This is a genomic window from Cytophagia bacterium CHB2 (assembly GCA_030263535.1).
Taxonomy (GTDB): domain Bacteria; phylum Zhuqueibacterota; class Zhuqueibacteria; order Zhuqueibacterales; family Zhuqueibacteraceae; genus Coneutiohabitans.
Genome location: SZPB01000069.1, coordinates 1 through 21,710 on the forward strand (window position 1 = coordinate 1; position 21,710 = coordinate 21,710).

At 52.5% G+C, this 21,710-nt stretch carries 16 protein-coding genes; all 16 read left to right on the plus strand.

Annotated elements, in window-relative coordinates; translation table 11 throughout:
- The first annotated feature begins 1,509 nt into the window (after nucleotides 1-1,509).
- Entirely contained in the window at nucleotides 1,510-2,547 is a 1,038-nt protein-coding gene (locus FBQ85_09230; protein ID MDL1875329.1) for a PorV/PorQ family protein, read from the plus strand.
- A 387-nt stretch (nucleotides 2,548-2,934) separates the two neighbouring features.
- Nucleotides 2,935-3,798: a hypothetical protein gene (locus FBQ85_09235; protein ID MDL1875330.1), complete on the plus strand. Its 864-nt coding sequence runs from the start codon at nucleotides 2,935-2,937 to the stop codon at nucleotides 3,796-3,798.
- 361 nt (nucleotides 3,799-4,159) lie between these two features.
- Nucleotides 4,160-5,167, plus strand: coding sequence for a hypothetical protein (locus FBQ85_09240; protein ID MDL1875331.1), 1,008 nt, complete (start codon nucleotides 4,160-4,162; stop codon nucleotides 5,165-5,167).
- Nucleotides 5,168-5,191: 24 nt separating this feature from the next.
- On the plus strand, nucleotides 5,192-5,980 hold the full coding sequence (locus FBQ85_09245) for a PEGA domain-containing protein (GenBank protein ID MDL1875332.1): 789 nt from the start codon (nucleotides 5,192-5,194) through the stop codon (nucleotides 5,978-5,980).
- 38 nt (nucleotides 5,981-6,018) lie between these two features.
- Complete coding sequence (locus tag FBQ85_09250; GenBank protein ID MDL1875333.1) at nucleotides 6,019-7,977, plus strand: hypothetical protein; 1,959 nt, start codon at nucleotides 6,019-6,021, stop codon at nucleotides 7,975-7,977.
- Nucleotides 7,978-8,082: 105 nt separating this feature from the next.
- Nucleotides 8,083-9,129 (plus strand): polysaccharide export protein, encoded by a 1,047-nt coding sequence (locus tag FBQ85_09255; protein ID MDL1875334.1) that lies wholly within the window; start codon nucleotides 8,083-8,085, stop codon nucleotides 9,127-9,129.
- 9 nt (nucleotides 9,130-9,138) lie between these two features.
- A complete protein-coding gene (locus FBQ85_09260; GenBank protein MDL1875335.1) occupies nucleotides 9,139-10,656 on the plus strand; it encodes a hypothetical protein in 1,518 nt (505 codons plus the stop codon).
- Nucleotides 10,657-10,779: 123 nt separating this feature from the next.
- The gene (locus FBQ85_09265) at nucleotides 10,780-12,486 is read left to right on the plus strand and encodes an anti-sigma factor antagonist (protein ID MDL1875336.1); all 1,707 of its coding nucleotides are present in this window, start codon (nucleotides 10,780-10,782) and stop codon (nucleotides 12,484-12,486) included.
- Nucleotides 12,487-12,559: 73 nt separating this feature from the next.
- Complete coding sequence (locus FBQ85_09270) at nucleotides 12,560-13,678, plus strand: tetratricopeptide repeat protein (protein MDL1875337.1); 1,119 nt, start codon at nucleotides 12,560-12,562, stop codon at nucleotides 13,676-13,678.
- A 204-nt stretch (nucleotides 13,679-13,882) separates the two neighbouring features.
- On the plus strand, nucleotides 13,883-14,596 hold the full coding sequence (locus FBQ85_09275) for a CpsD/CapB family tyrosine-protein kinase (GenBank protein MDL1875338.1): 714 nt from the start codon (nucleotides 13,883-13,885) through the stop codon (nucleotides 14,594-14,596).
- A gap of 17 nt (nucleotides 14,597-14,613) precedes the next feature.
- Nucleotides 14,614-15,552, plus strand: a complete 939-nt coding sequence (locus tag FBQ85_09280) for an SDR family oxidoreductase (protein ID MDL1875339.1) — start codon at nucleotides 14,614-14,616, stop codon at nucleotides 15,550-15,552.
- A gap of 256 nt (nucleotides 15,553-15,808) precedes the next feature.
- Nucleotides 15,809-16,720 carry a DUF3473 domain-containing protein gene (locus FBQ85_09285; protein ID MDL1875340.1) on the plus strand — a complete coding sequence of 304 codons (912 nt, stop codon included), beginning with the start codon at nucleotides 15,809-15,811 and terminating at the stop codon, nucleotides 16,718-16,720.
- Nucleotides 16,717-17,745 (plus strand): FemAB family PEP-CTERM system-associated protein, encoded by a 1,029-nt coding sequence (locus tag FBQ85_09290; GenBank protein MDL1875341.1) that lies wholly within the window; start codon nucleotides 16,717-16,719, stop codon nucleotides 17,743-17,745. The genes FBQ85_09285 and FBQ85_09290 overlap by 4 nt, the downstream gene beginning before the upstream one ends.
- Nucleotides 17,746-17,799: 54 nt before the next feature.
- Nucleotides 17,800-18,951, plus strand: coding sequence for a glycosyltransferase family 2 protein (locus FBQ85_09295; protein ID MDL1875342.1), 1,152 nt, complete (start codon nucleotides 17,800-17,802; stop codon nucleotides 18,949-18,951).
- Between the two features lie 10 nt (nucleotides 18,952-18,961).
- Entirely contained in the window at nucleotides 18,962-20,011 is a 1,050-nt protein-coding gene (locus FBQ85_09300) for a hypothetical protein (GenBank protein ID MDL1875343.1), read from the plus strand.
- 208 nt (nucleotides 20,012-20,219) lie between these two features.
- Nucleotides 20,220-21,491, plus strand: coding sequence for a UDP-glucose/GDP-mannose dehydrogenase family protein (locus tag FBQ85_09305; protein MDL1875344.1), 1,272 nt, complete (start codon nucleotides 20,220-20,222; stop codon nucleotides 21,489-21,491).
- The last annotated feature ends 219 nt before the right edge of the window (nucleotides 21,492-21,710 follow it).

The window sequence follows — 21,710 nt, forward strand, 5'->3', positions numbered from 1 at the left end:
AGCTTCGCCGTGCAACCCCCGCTTGATGAATACACTGGTCGTTATAGCTCGGGTTATTACATCCATCTCGATGGCATTTTTGTGCAAATCATGGATAATTTTGCCGATTCGACCAAAGATGGCACGGTCAACGCCGGCGAGATTTTCCGCATCGAACAGAAGAAAATCGATCCCGGCGCGAACACCGGCTTAAAACATGTTTGGAAAGATCCGGATAAACTGATCAACGGTTATGAATATTGGTACACCGTTACAGCTTACGATCGCCCTGATCCGGAAATCAACTTGCCGACCAATGAAAATCAAGCAAACACGATTGCGGAAGCATTCAGCGATGACCAGACGGTGTCGGTGGTTCCGCAAGCGCCTGCCGCTGGCTTGGTGCAGGCGAAAGTCGATACGGTTTTTGATCATGTAGCCGGCAGCGCCGATATTGCCGGTTTTGAATTGCAAATCATCGATCCGCGCAAGATGACCGGCGATCGTTATGAAATCAGCTTTACGGTCACCGACACCGACAAAACCTACACCGTAACGAATCTCCGCAACGGCGTGAACGTGCTGGACGGCCAGCCATTTTATGATCCGGCATTCGACAACGCCAAAATGTTTGACGGTTTGCGCGTAATCGTTACCGATGTCGAATTCAATATCAACTACGATAATTCTGTGCAAACCGTTCAGGTTGCCGGCGAAGAGCTGGCCGTTGATCCCGATGTTTCCGAGCCGTGGGATCCCAACGATCACGATTTTTTGTTTAAATTCGTGCAGAATCCGGAAGATTCGGCAAGCTTTCAATATCTTTATGCCGATTGGGACACGGGTGAGCCGGTGGCCGCTCCGTTTATCATAATCGATTTGACCACGGGCGACACGCTTACCGTCGAGATTCTCGATACACGCGAAGGCGAGGGCGACTCGGATGGCGCGTATGATGTTGCCGAACGCATCGCGATTGGCGATACTCCTTACCAGGGCACCGGCGGTTGGGAAGCCAACACGTATTTTTATCGGTTTGGATTCATTGGCGATTACGTCGCCGGCACCGAATACAGACTCGTAACAAATAAACCGATCACGGCTGCGGATAAGTATCAATTCAGCACTGCCGCGGAGGTGATTGACGCCGAGCAAGCGAAGCGCGACCTGGCGAAGATTCGAGTCGTGCCGAATCCTTTTATTGTGACGTCAGGATTCGATACCGTCGCCGATCGCCATGAGATTCACTTCACCCGGCTGCCGGCGGAATGCACCATCAAGGTTTTTACGCTTACCGGTGAGTTGGTCAAAACCATCAAGCATAATCGCGCCACGGATAATCGTGAGTTCGCCAAGTGGGATTTGAAAACGGAGTTCGGCAGCGAAGTGGCGTATGGCGTTTATCTGTATCATATCGACTCGCCGGCTGGCACGAACATGGGCAAACTGGCCATCATGAGATAAAGCAAAGCGCAAAAGGCAAATGGCAAGCGCCTTTGCCGGAAAGCCCTTTGAAAATTTGCAAAGGAGATGATGATGAAAAAGAATTTTGTATTCTCGATGGTGGCGATGATCGGCGTCTGCCTGCCAGCGCTTTCACTGGCGCAATTTGCCACTCCGACAGAAGGCTTTAATAATAACGGCACACGTGTGGCCCAGTTTTTGAAAATGGCGGTTGGCGGGCGCGCCAGCGCGATGGGCGAGTCGTATGCCGCCATCGCGAACGATGCCTCGGCGCTTTTTTGGAATCCGGGCGGCGTGGGCAATCTTAAGAATCTCGAAGTGCATTTGACGCACATGGATTATCTGCTCGACATCACCTTCGATTATGCCGGCCTGGTTGTGCCGTTGAGCAGCGGCAATCTTGGCTTCAGCGCGGCGGTGTTGAACGCCGGCGAGGCGCGCCGCACTACGATTGAAGATCCGGACGGCGAGATTAGCGGCACGTGGTCGGCGACCAGCGTCGCGCTCGGCTTGACGTATAGCCGCGCTTTATCGGATCGCTTTTCCGTCGGCGTCACCGGCAAATATATTCGCGAAGGCTTGTTCAATTCTTCGGCGAGCGCGGTGGCGATCGATATCGGCAGTCTTTACGACACCGGCATCAAAGGCATAAGAATCGGCATGGCCATGACGAATTTCGGCGGCAAGATGTCACTTTCCGGCCGCGATTTCACTGTGCGCGATGTTGATGTCGCGCCGACGCTCGAAGGCAATAATACGCCGAGCGGCAACTTGAGTGTTGATGAATGGCCGCTGCCGCTGAATTTTCGCGTCGGGCTTTCGTATGAAGTTTTCAAAAATGAATCCGGCACATTGCTGCTGGCTTCGGATTTCGTTCATCCGACGGACGCCGACGAACGCGTCAATTTGGGCGCGGAGTATAGCCTGTCAAACAAGATTTATGTGCGCGGCGGCTACAAATTCAATTATGATGAAGAATCGTTCACGGCGGGCGGCGGATTAAATCTGCCAATCACGACTTACAATTTAATGATTGATTACGCCTTTCAGGAATTCGGCATCCTGGGCGAGACCCATCGCTTCTCTCTTGGCTTTCGTCTATAATAGGAGGAGGGCGGATCGGGGCAGCCGCTTGCGCAGGGCTGCCCTACATTTTCAAGAATTCCGCCGTGGTAAAATTATGTTTCAGGAAGTGTGACGCTGCAAGGAATGCCAGACATGTTTGACCGGACTTACAACTAAATCAACTAAAGGAAGCTTTAGGGCAAAATCATCATTGTATTAGTTGTTTCGTTCTATGGATGTAACCGGCGCTTGTCCCAGAGTTGTTACGAGTTGGTATTACATTTAAAATCCGCCACATTTTTCCCGACTCTTTTCTTCCTGCCTCAAAATCGCCTCGCGTGATTAGTACGCATTCCCTCCGCATGAATGTATATATCTGATGTTGAGTAAGAACTGGATATTGCATCTCGAATTTAAGTTACTCTCATGTCTCTATCTCGCACACACACACAAGAGACCGTCACGCGTCTCTGCAAAAAGTTCACCAGCACCTTTGGTGCTTCTTACTGCGGTCTCTCGCTGTTTGCCGGCCTGGAGTCGCATTCGGCGTATGACGGCAAACAAGCCTTCAATACTCTCGTGTCGGATGATCAAGCAGCCGCCGGCATGGCGATTGTGCCGATCATGCAGTACAATCATCGTCCGCAAGTGGCCGCGCCAACCGCGGGGCATGATGAGCAGGGCGATGAGTCGCCTGCGCCTCTGGTGCACGAGGAGAATCGGTTGCAAACGATTGCTGAGGCTTTTCAGGCAGCGCAGCCGATTTTAAGATTTGACCTGCATCAGCCGGCGACCGAATCGGAAAACGGGCAAAGCCCCTTGCTGGGATTTTTGTATCTCGCGTTTGACCAGCCCAAACATTTTACCGACGCCGAGCTTTCCGCGCTTCTTGCCATGGCGGAAATCGTCACGACCATTCTGGCTTTTTTGAAGTCGGAAGCGCAAGGCACGGACACACTCTCCTCACTCTCGGTTGGGTCTCAGGCTGTGCCTGGCGAGCAATTGCTCGAGTATCCCTTCTTAGAGGCCAAGAAGCATTGGATCAAAACGTTCGAGCGTGAATATTTGGGGCAGCAGCTTGCTAAATATTCCGGCAACATTTCCATGGTCGCACGCGCCGCCCGCATCAGCCGCTATACCGTCTATGCCCTGCTCAATAAGTTTCAGCTCTCGGCCAAGTCCTTCAAACGGAAGAAATCAAACGGTGCTCCTCGCGGCCCGGCGGGCATGAAAGAGACGCCGCACTTGTTGGAATCGAGCGTTACCACGAATGAGGATGAGCTGGCATAGTGGGGGCCTGTGCGCTGGTAGTGAACCAGCGCAAGCAAATTTGCCGCTCATTTCACTTCCACGGGATGCCTACGCACTTTAAGGCGGCTGATTCTACGCATCCGTTACCATTGATTTCTATATTTAGCCATGAAGATTGGCGCCAGTCGTCATATAACTGCGCGCGCCGATCACGAATGAGCGGTTAACGGAACAATCAAGCCGAACAAAACCTTTTGGACCGACTGAAAATCGGTTGCTCATATTATAACAAGATTAAGCGAATTCTAGCGTTTAGATAAAATGTACGGCTGTACCTTCGACCTCTATGTGGAATTAATTTAGCTGGGTTCACCGACTGTAACAAAGGGAGATAGCTTCGATGCCAGAGGCGACATTGGTTGGTCATCCTGTCACAGAAATGCCGCTTGCCGCAGGGCCGACCAACGGTACATCCACCTCGTCTCGCCGGGACCAGGCTTATCATCGCTATGATCAGATGTTACGTCATGGCGAGAACTTGGTCATGCCCAAAAAGACTCATACGCAAGACGGCTATCTTGGCGCGCGAACGTATTCGCCGCCTTATATGAAGAGGTTCGTGGGAAACGTCATCATTGCACCGTTTTTTTTATTCAGCTCTTTGCTGGTGATTTTGTGTGTTCCGGAAAAGCTGGTGAAGAAGATCACGGCGCCGTTTTCCGGCATCAATTGGTGGGAACAGTTCGGCAAGCGTTTGTTTGATTTCAGCATGGCCGTCCTGGGTTTTATCATGTCGTCAATACTCTTTTTTATCGTGCCGCTATTGATTCGCCTGGATTCGAAAGGTGGAATATTCTACGGACAGCAGCGCGTGGGCGTTAATCTGCGCCGGCGGGAGCGCCGGCAAGTTGCAATTGCCGTCACTCACGATCGCCGCGCCGGCGACCGCCGCAGGACGAATTTGTTCGGCCGCCCGTTTACGGTATACAAATTCCGTACGATGCGGCAGGATGCGGAAAAGCATAGCGGAGCGGTTTGGGCGCAAAAAAATGATCCGCGCATCACGCGCGTCGGCCGTATTTTGCGCTTCACGCATGTCGACGAGATTCCACAGTTTCTCAACGTGTTGCTGGGCGATATGAGCATGGTCGGCCCGCGCCCCGAGCGGCCCCAAATCATTCCGAATTTGGTGACGCAGGTGCCGGATTACACCGAACGCCTGGAAGTGAAACCGGGCATGACCGGCAACGCACAGATTTATTGTGGCTATGATGAAACCATTGACGATGTGCGCGAGAAAGTGCGATACGATTTGATGTATGTTAAAAACCATAATCTGAAGCAGGATATTGTGCTGCTGTGGAAAACGCTGTGGATGATTATACGCGGCAAGGAAGAAGCTGATTGATTCTGAGCATGGAGGTTCAACAAAATGTTCGCTAGCATGGGCTTGCCGTCTCGCGTGTTGAGTCGCAGGCTAGGGATAACAACGCTGCTAATGCTGTTAATGCTAGCCGGTATTGATCGCAGTCAGGCGCAAACGGAAGAGGTGGCGGAGCCGGCAGAAACTAAGCCGGAAAACTTCGCCCGCACCCAGATTTTGACCCGGCCCACGGGTGCTATTGTATTCTTGGAAGGCGAGTACGGCCTGGCGGGACGCGCGCCTTACACCGTCACCTATTTTTTGCGCGGCAATTATGAGATCAAAACCAAATTGCGCGGCTATGAGGATTGGTCGGCGGATTATTTTTTCAACGGGCGAGGCGCGGAGAAAATCTCAATCAAACTCTCGCCGAAAACGCGCTTAAAAGCGCTGCTGCGCTCGGCCGTCGTTCCCGGCATGGGCCAGGCCTATAGCGATCAGCGGGTCAAGGGGTTGGTCATCGGCGCCATGCAATTCACCTCGTTGGGCGTGTTTTTCATAGAGGAATTGCGCTATCGCGACAGCGTCGATGACTTTAACGCGGCATTGACGGCCTTTCAAAACGACGCCAACCAGCGAACGCGTCTGGATGCGGCGCAAGCGCGCTTGGACCGTCGCTATGAAACGCGGCAACGGTGGGCGATCATCACGGCCAGTATCTATATTTACAACCTGATCGATGTCATTGCATTTTTTCCCTCCTACCATCGAAATGGTTTGGATGTTAGCCTGACCGTTAGCCCGCCCACGGATTTCACCGATCAATCTGCCCAGGTGGGCGTTCGTGCCCAATTCTGATATTCAGTGACAAGACGTACTCGTCAAGGTAGGATACCATGAGATTGCAAGGAATCGTTCTGCGCATGCACGCGATGATCAAAACCTCCCTGTGCGCCGCCATCATCTTGTCGGGTTTGATGCTGGGATCATGTTCCAAAAAGCCAACCGGGCCGGACAATGCCGGTGATTTCCCGGTGGCCCCGACGGATCTTACAATCGCGTTGGGCGATCGCCAAATCAGTTTAGCCTGGCGCCTCACCAATCTCGCCAGAGTGAAAAGTTTTCGAATCTACCGGTTTGACAGCTCACAAGTCGCCCTGGCTTCGTCTAACCCCGGCGAGCGGCGTTTCATCTTGCTCGACACGACACGCGCGCAGACGTATGTTGACCGGACGGTCAAAAACGGCGTGACTTATTTTTATCAGATCAGCGCGGTATCGACGAAGGGCTACGAAGGGCCGCGTTCCACGGAAATCTCCGGCAAGCCGAACGTGTTCGGCATTCGCATTGCCGGCGGTGTGACGGCCACGAGGAACACGACGATTACGCTCAATCTCACCGCGCCCTCCACCACAGTGTTGATGAAAGTGAGCAATGATACCTCATTCTCGCGCATTTCCTGGCAGCCGTTTCAAGCAACCGTAAATTGGACGTTGACGCCGGGCGATGGCCAGAAGATTGTTTATGTCAAGCTGCGCGATCGCGACGGCAGCGAAAGCAACGCCCTTGCCAGCGATCCGATCATCCTGGATACCACAGCTCTGATCACGAATGTGACCGAGAATACCGGCGGCGTGGCCAAGCAAAGCGGCGAGACCATTCATTTCAGGTTGACCGCGAATGAGCCGGATGGGCGCGCGGTGATCGATATTGTCAATGCCGTACAGGATATTTTGTTATTCGACGACGGCACCAACAACGACAAAGTCGCAAATGACGGCATTTACGAAGGTGACTTCCGCATCCCCGGCGACATTGAAATCGCCCAGGCGAAAATCCGCGGCCGTTTCACCGATCGCGTCGGCAACGTCGCAACTGCATTCACGGCGGCAACGCAGGTGACGATCCTCAAGGCGCCCGATCCCGTATTTCTATTCGCGCCGGCCACAACCGGCAGCCAGGGCAACATTTTGCGGTTAACGTGGAGCGTATCTCAAGAGGCTGATTTCTCCAATTACGCGATTTACCGCAGCCGCACCAAAAATTTTAACCCCAACGCCAGCTCCTTGATCGACCATGTCACGGTGCAGCAAACGACATCTTACAATGATGCCAATCTGCAGCCGGGCGTCACGTACTATTATCAAGTTGTCGTGAATGATGTGGCGGGTTTGAGCAGCACGCCGAGCAATGAAGTGGAAGGCAAAATCAGCCCGGATGTTCCGCCCTCGGCGGTAACGCTGAACACGCCGTTATTGGTCGGCGACGGCACGAATCAAGTGCAGCTTACCTGGTCGCAAAGCAGCGATCGTGATTTCGCCAGTTATCGCATTTACCGCTCCGCCACGCCGCGCGTTGATTCGCTCTCGACCCTGGTGGCCTCCGTTGTGAATATTGCGAGCAATGTTTTTACCGATCAGGGCTTGAATGCGGCGACGACATATTACTATCGCGTTTATGTTTATGACCAGGGCCGCAACGCGACCGGCAGCAATATTGAATCAGTCACCACGGCGCAGAACACGCCGCCGTTCCCGGTGACCTTGGCGCAGCCGGCCATCATTGACACCTCGTCGTTGCGGCTGTCGTGGTCGCAAAGCCTGGATGCGGATTTCGCGTCCTATCGCATCTTTCGTTCTGAAACGCCCGGCGTGACGAACGGTACCCGCGGCAAAGATACGCAAGGCAACGATATTGATGTGTTGGTTTATATCATCAACACAAACCCGGTTACCACCACGTTTACCGATACGGGTTTGCTTGCGACAAAAACGTATTACTATCGGGTTTTTGTGTATGATCGTGGCAATCTCTCCTCGGGCAGCAACGAGGTTAAAGCAAGGATTCGTCCGTGAAATCATGTTTCATGCAATTCCATTTGACGCCGCCCAGCAACGGACTGCTGCCGCTGATTATAACTATGCGGTCACGGCTATTTTTTTCGAAGGAGCGAAAACGGCATGAATAACTTTCGGCAACCGTTGTGGTTGCTTCTTTTTGTCAGTGTGATTGGTTTTACCTCGAGGGCCCAGGCGCAGGATTACAAGCTTGAGAGAGGCGATTTTCTTCAAGTTACCTTTTGGCAAGAACCCACGCTGAATACGCAAGCGCGCATTGACACGGAAGGCAAAATCGATTTGCCGCTGATCGGCCGCATTGAAGCGGTCGATAAAACAATTGACGAGTTAAGCCGGTTCATCGTCGAAAAGATCTCGGTTTATAATAAGAAAATCTCGCAAGCGAACATTACCGTGATCGAATACGGCAATCGCGCCATTTTCATTGCCGGTGCAGTGGTCCGGCCCGGAAAGTATACGTTTCAAAACCTCCCGAATTTGTGGGAGGCCATCCTCGAGGCCGGCGGCCCCTCGCCGGTGGCGCAATTGAGTCGGGTGAAAATTTTTCGCGGCGGCGAGGCGAGCGGGAATATTGAAACGATCGACGTTGCCAGCGCGTTCGAATCCGGCAATGTGAAGAATCTGCCGAAATTAGGCCCGGGCGATTATGTGTCGGTTCCAAGTGTCGCGCCGGCTATGGGCGCCGGCGGGGCTATTGCGGAAGGCGGCGGGTTGCAAGGCGGCGCGCTCATTGATCCCCAAAACGCGATATATGTCTTCGGACTCGTCGTGCAGCCCGGCATGTATCCGTATGAAAAAGACCTGGACGTGTTGCAAGCGATCATTCGCGCCGGCGGACCGGTGTTGCAGCAAAACGGCGGCGGCAACAACCGTGCGCCGATTGAACCGGACTTGACGCGCGTGCGCCTCATCAGCCGCGGCGCAGATGCCCCGGTTGTGTATGTGATCAACATCAAGGATTACACCAAACAGGCCGCGCCCTTGCCGCTGCTCGTGCGCCCGGGCGATACGATTTACATCCCCAGCCGCCCAAATTATGGGGCGTTCTTATTTGCAAATACGCTCGGCCAGGTCATTACCGGTACGGTTTCATTACTCACCTCTTATTTTGTGTTGAACACATTACTTGGACAGAATAACAACAACTAGAATTGAGCTATGACGACCGGCGGAAAAATTGATCCACGCAGCCTGCTGCAACTCGCGCGTCGGCGCAAATGGTTTCTTATCATTCCTCCCATTGTGGCGTTGCTTGGCGCGTATTACAACATCTCGAATCTGCCCAAAGTTTACCGGTCTGAAACCGTGATTCAGATCGGTAATGTTGCGGCTTTGTCGCCGCAGATGGGAGATTTTGTGGACGGCTCTCGCGAGAGAAGGCCGGTACAAATGCGAAACCTCTCCGAAGATATTCTCGCGCAGTTGGTATCCGTCGAAGTCTTGGGAGCGGTGGTGGATCGCGTTCAACTGAAGCCGAGCCAGGGCATGCTGGAGGCGGCAAAAAAACTCCAGCTCGAACATCCTGATGAAAGCCAGGAGTCAATCATTCGCCGCCTGCAAATTGATTGGCTGGCGAAACGCTTCACCACGGACCGGGTCGTATTTGCGCGGCGCGGCAGTTCCATGCGCATTTCCTTTGATAATTCGGATCCGGACAAGGCTTACATGATTGTCAAGACCCTGGCCGATGTTTTCATCGAACAAAATCTTGCCAAAGAATCGCGCAACGCGCAGATCGCCATCGGCTTCAGCAAGGAACACGAAGAACGTTTTCGTCAGCAATACGAAGGCGCGCTCGAACGTTTGCGCCGCTTGAAAGAACGTTCGACGTATGAGCAATCCAAGAAGTTGGTGGTGAATGCCAACAATGAGGCCCAGGCAAATACGGTTTTAAGTGCTTTGAAAGTTGATATTGGCCGGCAGCAAGATTTGGTGTCCGGGCTGCAAACGAAGTTGAGCAGTTCCGCTGCCAGCGCCATTGTTTGGGACGACCCCAAAACCGAAGCGCTGCGCCGCCGCATGCTGCAAAAAGCCGAAGCGCTGGCGACCGTGATGGCGCAATTCGATTGGCGGGACGCGAATGTCATCAGCGTGAATCAGGATATTGCGGCGCTGCGCGATCAATATCGCGAGGCAGTTGCTAAGCATGCGGCAGGCAGGTCGGCGGGAATGAAATCACAAGAAGTCGAACTGGCTACCCAGTTGCAAGTGGCGCAGCTTGATTTGGACTTGCTCCAGCAAGAAAAAAAGATGCTCGATGGTTTTTTAGCGGAGTATCGCGACAGCTTGGGCCGGCAGCCGGGTTTGGAGATGGATCTCGTCGAAGCGCAGAAGCAGGTCGATGATCTGGCTGCCAAACTTTATGCCTTTCAGAATCAAACGGTGCGCTCCAAGCTCGGCCAGGATTTGCAATCCAGCAGCGCAGACGAACTTTTTCGCATTATCAGCCCGGCAAACCGGCCGTTGGCGCCGATCCCTCAGAATGAAACACAGATTCTCTTGATTGCGATTTTTGGCGGCCTGGGATTCGGAGTTGGCGCTGTATACCTGTTGGAATTTTTTGATCATTCCTTTAAATCTGTTGATGATGTTGAAACGTTGTTGGGCGTCACAGTGCTCGGCGTAATTCCCAAAATTCAATTTGCCGAGCCCGGCAAGGCCAAGCGGCCGTTCTAAGAAGGTGAGATCGCTGAAGAGGGCAGCGATCCAGAAGTTCGTGTGGCCGGCGCTTCCTTAGCCCGCATACTGGCAGCAAAAAGAAGAAACGATTTGAATGTTTATTATTGAAAGGATAGCGGCTTGTCAGCGAAGAGGCGATTGATCGAAGCAGTCGAAGTGACGGAAGAAGGCATTCATATCGTCCGCCTCATGAAGGTCTTTGACGCTTCGAGCTTGGATGAATTTGAAAAAGTGCTTGCCTACTTGTTGTCGCGCAACCACTATCGCATCGTCGTGGATCTCACCAGTGTGGAATTCATTTCGTCGGCCGGTTGGGGCGCGTTTACCGCCGAGCTGCGCCGTGTGCGTGATAATGGCGGCGACATTCGTTTGGCAGGCATGAATCCGGATGTGCTTGATGTTTTCCTGTTGTTGGAATTGGACAGCTTCATCAACGCTTACGATACCGTTGATGACGCCATTCTTTCCTTCGATGCAGCAACGGAGCGCGCGCCGCAGCAAGATTTTTTTGCTGGGGCCGGTGCAGGGTTTTTGCCTGTGGAGCATGCCGCCCCGGATCCTGACTTGTTTGATTCTTCGAGGTTGCCGCATGAACTGGAGCATGATCATCAGAATGCCGTCGCAAGTCATGAGGAGACTTATACCGGCGGCGTTGAACAACATTCCTCTCTGCCGTTTTCGGAGGCGACGGCGCCTGAGCCGCTTGTCGATGAAGAGCCGTTTTCTTTGCCTACTGCAACCGCAGAGCCGGACCTGTTAAGCTCAGTTGCTGATGAGTTTTTTAACTGGTCTCCATACGGCAGCGGCGATGCCGCTTCGTTTGAAAATAAGGCCACGACAACACCGAAGGAATTTGAGGCGCCACATTTTGAATCGGATGAATCATCGTATGAAAATGAAGATGTCCCGTTGGATCACCGCGCGTCTGGAGTGTACGAAGATTCGAATGAACCAAGCGAGACCTCCTTGTGGGCAGGCGATCTTTCTGAAGATGAAAGTGAATCCCCGCCCTCGAACGTTTCGCCGCATGCCGTTGCGCGAGATTCTTTCGATGCTGTTGATCCAGAGCAAGTTTCGGGCGCCTCTGCGCAGACGGAACAATTCTACGATGACTTTGCGTCACAAGATATCAATGATCCCTGGATTCTTGATGAAATAGATACTCTGCCGGAAGAATATGAAATGGAAGAGGTGAATTGGCGGGATGACTCCGGCTATGTTGAAAAAACGCCAACATTTTTGGATGAGAACAGAGAGGCCTCCAGCGGGTATTCAAGCCCAGATCCTGGCGCCGGCAAGAGTTTCGGCGGCGGAGCAGATAATTCTGCTGCCGTGAAACAGGCAGCAACACAGGAAGTCAGGCTGAAAGATTATATGACTGCTTGGGCAGCGGCGCAAAAAAAGCCAACGGCAAAAGCAGAGTCCGCACCTGAGAACGGTTCACGACAAGAGTTGTCTCAGCGGCAGAATGTGTCTGTGAATCCCGCTGCGCCACGGCAACGTCCCGGCGAGACGCCCGCAACTGCTCCGGCGTTTGCTCATATCGACCAGCACAGCAAACAAGCCTTTCGCAACGGGCCCCAGCCGATTCGAAAATTACAAACAACGCAGCGCATGCAATTTGATGGTGATCGTTCGGCTCTTATCCGTCAAATCGTCAGCGAACATCCGCACTATGGTCCGACGATGATCCAAAAGTTTCTTGAAGTGCGAATCGAACCGGCAATCAGCGTGAGCCGGTCCACAGTCTATCGCTGGCTGCGCCAGGAGGAGTTGAACACACGCGAGCAACGTCTGCAATTCGCGGGCAGGGCGACGACGAACTGAGAGGAAAACACGGTATTGCGGTCAAGCGTGTCATGTGATCCCGAAACTTTTACATCACCTCTGTGAGTATGCTATGGCTGATTTTCTATTCAATGATGTGATCAGTTCTCCCAAGGGAGAATATTTTCTCAAGACAACCACCGACGATCCGCAAAAGCGAATCACCTCTTCGTTCTTTCGCAACGGCACGCTGCTCGAGATGCGCACGCGCGAGTTCGACCCCAAATGGTCGCGCGAAACGTTGCGCGTCAGGACACGCGAGTTTCATGACGAAAAGAAAGACGAAGTGCAGATGCTCATTCAGCTCGCGGACAAGCTTCAGGACAGCAATCAGGCGGAAACGAAAAACTTGTTGGGCCAGGCGTTTTTTCGGCGCGGCATGTACGAAGAAGCGATTGTAGAGTTTGAGGAAGCGATCATCCTCAACCCCCGCATTTCGAGCATCTATAACAATCTCGGCGGCGCTTATATCGCGGTCAAGCGCTTTGATGACGCCATCACCGTTTTGGAGCAAGCCATTTCGATGTCGGCCGGGTATGCCGATTTCCACAATAATCTTGGCCTGGCCTATCTCAAGAAAGAGCATTGCAAAAAAGCCGTCGAACAATTTTTGCGCGCCTTGGATAGCAATCCCTATTACGCCGATGCTTATTTCAATTTGGCGCTGGCGTATGTGCTGAATGCCTTTACCAAGGAAGACTTTGCCTTATCGGTCAATTGCTATCAGAAAGTCATCGAAAATACCGAAAAAGCCGCAAAGATCAACCCTTCGTATTACAATGAGCATACCGAACAAAGCCTCGGGTTCATGCGTGAAAAGAAGTATGAAGAAGCATACGAGTCTTTGCAACGGGTGCTGGCAAAGGTAACCAAGCCGGCCGACACCTCCTTCATTTTGGATTTTTATTTGCGGGTAATTTATGGCAGCAAAAAGCTGAGCAGCAGCCTGATCTGGCGTCACATTCGCCAATTGCAGGAATTGATCGAAAAATACCCGAACTATGCCGATTTGTACAATCATCTCGGTGTGGCGTATGTGATCATGAGCAAATTTGTCAATCACAAGGCCATTCAACAATTTGACAAGGCCATGGCGCTCAACCCGGCATACGAGCGCGCCAAGCGGAATAAACGCCTGGCTGAGTATGATCACAAGGGCATGCAATTGCTGTTCGATGCCGTGCTCAAATAAGCATCGCAAGCGCCGCCTCAGTTTGATCTTTGCAAGCTGTCTATCCCGTTGACGATTATGGCCGTCAGGAAAAATCATCTCGAACGCGAGCAGCTTTGCCACGGAAGGCTTGACCGGCATGATTGGATTTGCCGCGTAACTGGAGTGCGGATGCCAACAAGCCGAGTAGCCGGTTGTGTGTTCATGAGGAACAGTTGAGGATCTATGCAGAAGTCTCTGACAAATTCGATTGTATCCGTTTTTAGCGACGAAACGCCGGAAGCGAATGAGTTTCGGCGGTTATACTCCAAGCTCAAAAACCTGTACGCCGCCGACGAGATGAAAAATTTTCTCGTGACGAGCGCGAAGATGAACGAAGGGAAGAGCACGATCGCGGCGTTGCTGGCGTGTACGATTGCGCGCTACCGCAACACCAAAACGATTTTAGTCGATTGCGATTTGCGCCGGCCGCGCGTTCACCAGCTTTTTGGCATGCCCAAGGAAGAGGGCGTTGCCGATGTGCTGATGGGCACGCGCAAGCTCGACACGTGCTTCAAGCAAACGCCGATTGAGAACTTGCGGTTGTTGACTTCCGGCGGCGTGGTGACGAGTCCGACAGAGTTGATTAATTCCGCGCGCATGCGGGATCTGTTTTCCGAGATCAAATTTTATTTCGACACGATTATTGTCGATTCCCCTCCCGTCATCCCGGTGACCGATGCCCTGATTTTGAGTCCGGAAATGGATGGCGCGCTTTTGGTGCTCAAAGCCGGCGAAACGCATAAAGCCGTGGTGCAACGCGCGGTGGATTTGATCCGCAATGCCGGCTTGAATATTCTCGGTGTGATCATCAACAATCAAAAAGCGGTTTTGCCGTATTATTATGACCATAAATACTATGGTTATTCCTACTACAACACCGAGGAAAAGGTGAAATAAACAATCAGGAGCTTGGTATGGCTTTATTTCTAGTGACAGGAGGCGGTGGTTTTATCGGGTGCAATATCGTGCGCACGTTGCTCGAACGCGGCGAACAGGTACGTGTGCTCGACAATTTTGCCACAGGTAAGCGTTCGAACCTCGCAGAATTTGACGGCCGGTTTGAGTTGATTGAAGGCGACATTCGGAATGGCGTCGCCGTCGAAAAAGCAATGGCCGGCGTCGATTACGTGCTGCATCAGGCTGCGCTTGGTTCGGTTCCGCGTTCCGTGCATGACCCGATCACCTCCAACGATGTCAATGTCAACGGCACGATCAACATGTTGTGGGCGGCCAAGCAAGCCAAAGTCAAGCGCTTTGTGTTTGCCTCGTCTTCCTCGGTTTATGGTGATACGCCAACGCTGCCCAAAGAGGAGAGTATGGCGCCGAATCCCATTTCACCCTATGCCACCTCCAAGCTTGCCGGTGAGCGATATGCGCTTTCGTTTTACTATGTCTATGGCTTGCCGACCGTGGCGCTGCGCTATTTCAACGTCTTTGGCCCGAAGCAGGACCCCGAGTCACAATATGCCGCCGTCATTCCACGTTTTATCACGGCGTTGATGAGCGGCAAATCGCCCATCGTTTTTGGCGACGGCGAACAATCGCGCGATTTTACCTATATCGATAATGTCGTGCAGGCAAATTTGCTGGCGTGCACCTCACCTGAAGCGCCGGGCCATTTTATGAATGTGGCTTGTGGCGAGCGGTATAGTTTGAATACATTGTTGCGCCATCTCAACCAAATCATGAAGAAAGACATCGGCGCGATTTATGAGAATGGGCGCGCCGGCGATGTCAAGCATTCAATGGCTTCCATCGAGCGGGCACAAAAACTCCTCTCGTTCTCGCCTCAGATTAAATTTCAAGAAGGGCTGAACCGCACGGTTGCCTGGTATCTCGAACATCAGAATTGAAGATTTCGTTTTACGTGAGGCGGGCGAAAGCTTTTTCGCCTGCCTTTGCCGCAGTTTTATGCCAATGGCGGTAAATCAGTCGGAATTTTTAATGGCTGCGGCCAATTTTGCTTTTGACTAAAAACTTGCAGCGCCAGGGAACGGTTGATTGCAAGATTTGATGCCAAGGATGGATTATTGTTACATGGATATGGCGGCATGATTTCGCACAAAATCATTGCCGTTAATGCCTTGCGCTTGATTGAGAATTATGGGCATCAAAAACGCAATCACCATCGATGTCGAAGACTGGTTTCACGTGTCGTTGTTCCGGACGAAAATCCGGCGCGACGAGTGGGACAAACTGAAGAGCACCGTGGTCCAAAATACCTGTCGTGTGCTCAATGTATTCGCCGAAAAAAACGTCAAGGCGACTTTTTTTATTCTCGGTTGGGTGGCGGAACGCTACCCCGAAATCGTTGTTGCCATCAAAGAACATGGCCATGAAATCGCCAGTCATGGCTATGCCCACCAGATTGTTTATGAACAGACGCGTAAGGAATTCACCTCCGATGTTGAAAAATCCCTGCTCATTTTGGAAAACATCACCGGTGAGCGCGTTCTGGGCTATCGCGCGCCGACGTATTCCATCACGCGCTCGTCGATGTGGGCCTGGCAAACTCTGGCGGATCTCGGCCTGGTTTATGATTCGAGCATTTTCCCGGTAAAGCACGATCTCTACGGCATTCCGGATGCGCCGCGGTTTCCCTTTGAGATACGCTTCTTAAACCAAACCCGTCTCATTGAATTTCCTCTCTCCACCGTCGTGCTGATGAAGAAAAATTTTCCGATGGCCGGCGGCGGTTATCTCCGGCTTTATCCCTATTGGTTCATTCAACGCAGTGTGCGGCAAATCAACGCCGAGGGCCGCCCGGCTATTCTTTATCTGCATCCTTGGGAGGTCGACGCGGATCTGCCGCGACTCAAGGTCGGCTTGTTCAAAACCATGCGCCACTATGGCAATCTGGCATTGACGGAGGAACGCTTGCGCCGCTTGTTGGATGAGTTTTCATTCGGCACGGTGAGCGAAGTGTTGGCCGACACGGAGATTCAAACCGACTGGCCGCGCACGGCCATGCCTGCTCATTATGGCAATGGCAAACTTCACGCGAGCGTGCCCGCATCATGATTGTCGAAACCCTCCACGCACAGTTTGACGAATGGGATCGCTTCGTTACGGAACACCCGGATAGCCGCGGGCCGCATCTCAGCGGCTGGAAGCAAGTCATCGAAAAAACTTTTTCCCATCCGTGTCATTATCTGGTTGCGCGCGACCATGGCAGATGGCGCGGCGTTTTGCCGGTGACGCATATGCGCAGCAAGCTTTTCGGCTCCTTTCTGGTTTCTCTGCCTTATTTGAATTATGGCGGCATCGTGGCGCAAGATGAGGCGGCGCGCGCCGCTTTGTATGAGTATGCCACAAGGCTCGCCAAGGATCTGAAAGTGGCGCATCTTGAACTGCGGCATGAATCCTCGGCGCTGTCAAATCTGCCGACCAAGACGCATAAAGTTTCGATGCTGTTGGAGCTGCCCGCGGACACCGACACACTGATGAAGAACTTCAAAGCGAAGTTGCGCAGCCAGATTCGCAAGCCGCAGAAGGAAGGCCTGACCTATCGCGTTGGCCGCGAAGAGGAGTTGGAAAATTTTTATCACGTTTTTACCAGCAACATGCGCGATCTCGGAACGCCGGTGTATCCGATGAAGTTTTTTGCAAATATTCTGGCGGCCTTTCCGAGCAACGCCCATATCTGCACAGTTTATCGCGAGCAGGAGCCGCTGGCCTCCGGTTTCGTGTTCGGGTTCCGCGAGACGTTGGAAATTCCCTGGGCTTCCAGCCTGCGCAAGTTCAACGCGCTGGCGCCCAACATGTTGCTCTATTGGGGCGTGCTGGAATTTGCGATTCAGCAAGGCTACAAAGTTTTTGATTTCGGACGCTGCACGTTGAATGAGGGCACTTATAAATTCAAAGAACAATGGGGCGCCAAGCCGGTGCAATTGCATTGGCAATACTGGCTCTCCAACGGTTCGGATACCCTGCCTGATCTCAGCCCGCATAACGCCAAATATCAAATGGCGATTCAAATCTGGCAGCGGCTGCCGCTCGCGGTCACGCGCCTGGTCGGTCCCGCGATTGTAAAGAATATTCCGTAAGCAAATCTGCCGCTTTATTGTTTGGGATTGTGTGACTTTGAGAATTGACGAAGCATGCTTGCCTTTTTCTGGATTTGTGTTTTTCTCATTTTATGGGTTTATGTCGGCTATCCGCTTTTGCTGTGGGCGATGAATCGTTTTCTTCCCGCCAAACCGGTGCAGCGCGCCGAAATTGAGCCTGTCGTGACGCTGATGATCAGCGCCTACAACGAAGAAAATGTCATTCGCCGCAAAATCGAGAACAGCATCAATCTCGACTATCCGCGCGCGAAGTTGGATATTATTGTGATTTCCGATTGTTCGGAAGACGGCACGGACGCTATTGTGCGCGAATATGAAGCGCAAAACGTGCGATTGCTGCGCATGCCGGAACGGGGCGGCAAAACCGCCGGTTTGAACGCCGCGATGCCGCATGCCCGCGGTGAGATTGTGATTTTTTCGGATGCCAACGCCATGTATCATCGCGCCGTGGTGCGCAACATGGCGCGCAATTTTGCCGATCCCTCTGTCGGTTGCGTCACCGGCGAGTCGCGCTATAACGTTGAAGGATCGAGCCAATCGAGTGAGAGCGAGAATCTTTATTGGCGTTATGAGCTTGCCCTAAAAAAAATGGAAAGCAATGTCAGCTCGCTGGTCGGCGGCGACGGCGCGATTTACGCCATTCGCAAAAAATTGTTCAAACCGCTGCAACCCTCCGATCTCAGCGACTTTGTCAATCCCTTGCAAATTTCCGCGCAAGGCTTTCGCAATGTCTATGAACCGGAAGCGATTTCGTACGAAGACGCCGGCGAGACATTTGAAAAAGAGTTTCGCCGCAAAGTTCGCATTGTCAATCGCGCCTGGCGCGGCCTGTGGCGGGTGGCCAGCGTTTTGAATCCGCTGCGCTTTGGTTTCTTTACCATTCAAGTCATTTCACACAAGTTTCTGCGCTGGCTGATTCCGGTTTTTATGGCGGGCGCGCTGCTCAGCAATGCATTGTTGGTCACGCAATCGCCGTTCTTTCTCGTGATTGGAATCGGGCAGATTTTGTTTTACATGCTGGCCACGGTGGGCTGGCTGCAATCGCAGCGCGGCGCGATTCCCCGGGCGTTTTATGTGCCGTACTATTTTTGCCTCGTCAATTATGCCTCGTTGTTGGGCATACTGAATTATTATCGCGGGCAAACCTTTACGATGTGGCAAACCGTGCGGGAACCGGGAGCGTGAACGGAAGTTTATGAGTGTAAGACATCTCAAAATGCGTGTGACAAACATCGCCAAGGCCGTGTTGTTTCATTGCGGTTTTTTTGGCCTGCTGCGCATCCTTTTTCCCAACAAAAGAGCCGCGTTGTTGCGTTATCACGCCGTGGTTGACGCCCCGGATAACTTTTATACGAGTCCCAGCATCAGCGTTTCTGTGCGTGAGTTCGAGCGCCACGTGCGTTATTTCGCGAGAAAGTATCGCGTCGTATCGCTCGATGAAGTTGTCGACGCGGTGCTGGCGCACCGGCCGCTGCCCAAAAACGCCGTGGTGTTTACTTTTGACGACGGCTATGCCGACAATCTCGTGGCCGCCAAAATTTTGAAAAAATACAACGCCACCGGCATTTTTTACTTAACTACAAATTGCATTGATCGCCAAGAGCCGCTTTGGCTGGTGGAAGTGAATTATTTGCTGGAGCGCAGCACGAAGACTTCATTCCACGTCAAGGTCAACGGCGCAACCTATGATTTAAAACTCAACACGGCGAAGGAGCGGGAGCAGGCCAAGCGCCAGGTCGTCAAGATTATCAAAAGCAATGATCGCAACGTTCGTGAAAGTGTGCGCGAGCAAATTCGAACCCAACTCGCCGAGGCCGGTTGGCGCGAGACCGTCGAGCGGATCATGTTGAATTGGGATCAGGTTCGCGAGATGATTGCCGACGGCATGAGTATCGGCGGGCATACGGTGACGCATCTCAATCTGCCCAACGCCGCTCACCAAGATGCGCAAAACGAGATTACCGGGTCCAAGCTTGCGCTGGAAAAAAAGTTTGGCAAACCCATTCGCCATTTTTCCGTTCCCAACAGCGGACCATACAAATACTATAACGCGGCGGTCAAACGCATGGTGGGCGCCAGTGGATTTGTTTCCTCCGTTACTTCAGCGCACGGGTTTGTCGATGCGAACAGCGACTTATTGGAATTGAAGCGTATTCGCACTGTGCCGGCCTTGCACGAAGTTGTTGCGACAATTGAATTGGGAAAGTTTTCGCAGAACGCTGCGCTCAACAATGCGCAAGATTGAATGCCGCACGAAAGCGAGATGCTGTAGTATTCTGTAAAACCTGAATCTATTTCGGTTTTTTGTCCGCAAAGCGTGGCTTTGCGGGTAGCTATATTCGATTAATTGATTTGATTTACAGGCTTGAACATTTGTTACCATGAATTACCCGGCTGCGCTTTCGCGACTATGAATGTAGGACAAGGAAGCCCGCTTAGAAGAAGAGGACATTATGAGAATCAGCATATTTGGACTTGGTTATGTCGGAACAGTAACGAGCGCGTGCTTTGCGCGCTTGGGCCATCAAGTCATTGGTGTGGATGTCAATGCCCAAAAAGTGGGCTTGCTGAATGACGGCAAGAGTCCGATTGTGGAAGAAGAGATCGGCGAGTTGGTGTTGCAGCAAGTGCGGAATGGAAAGTTGCGCGCCACCGATAATATCGATGAAGCAATCGCGAATTCGGAAATCAGTCTGATTTGCGTCGGCACGCCGAGCAGCGGCAACGGCTCTTTGAGCCTGCACAGCGTTTTTGGCGTGTGCAAGAGCATCGCGCAAGCGCTGCGTTCGAAAAGCGAAGATCATTTGGTCGTCGTGCGCAGCACGGTTGTGCCCGGCACGGTGAATCGCCAGCTCATTCCGCTGATCGAACGGGAATCCAACAAGGCGCTGGGCAAGGGTTTCAGCATCTGCTTTAATCCGGAATTTTTGCGGGAAGGCAGTTCGGTGAAAGATTTTGATTCGCCGCCGTTCACGATTGTCGGCGTGCGCGATCAGGCCAGCGCGGAAAAAGTGCGCGAACTGTATAAAGATATAACCGCGCCGTTTTATGTGACAAATTTGGAAGTGGCCGAAACCGTGAAGTATGCCAGCAATATTTATCACGCCTTGAAGATCTCCTTCGCCAACGAGCTTGGCTCATATTGCAAGAGTCTCGGCATCGACAGCCATGAAGTTATGGAGATGTTTTTCAAAGATACCAAGCTCAATATATCGAAAGCCTACTTGCGCCCGGGTTTTGCATTTGGGGGCTCGTGTTTGCCGAAGGATTTGCGCGCCTTGCTGTATCACGCCAAATCTCATGATTTGAGCCTGCCGCTGCTGGAAATGGTTTTGGCGCAGGGGAAACGCAAAATCGGTGTTCTGGGTTTGAGTTTCAAGGCGGGAACCGATGATTTGCGTGAAAGCCCGCTGGTTTTGTTGACGGAAACCCTGCTGGGCAAGGGATATGAGTTGCGTGTTTTCGATCGCGATGTTTCCATGGCCCGCTTGATGGGCGGCAACAAAGAATACATCGAAAAAGAAATTCCACATCTGTCCTCCTTGCTGTGCCGGTCTCTCGATGAAATCGTTGATTTTGCCGAAGTCATCGTCATCGGCAACGGCAATCGCGAATTCGCGAGCATCTTCGACAAACGCAAACCCGAGCAGATCATCATCGATCTCGTGCGTTTGCTGCCGGATAACGCAAGCTCGCAGCCGAATTACTTTGGCTTGTGTTGGTAATGCAGGCCGCGAGCTTTCGGGCTGTGCGAAAGCCTGAGCTGGCTGCACTCTGAGCCTGCCAACGTTGCCTCCTCAGGCTTCGATGGTTTCAACCGGCGCTGCAACGAAACACTTTCGCACAGCCTGAAGCAGCCGTGCTGAAACCCTCAGTTTGCCAGGTCGGTTGCGTTCGAATTGCGATGCGGCTCAGACTGGCTGGATCACTGCAGACGGCAGCTT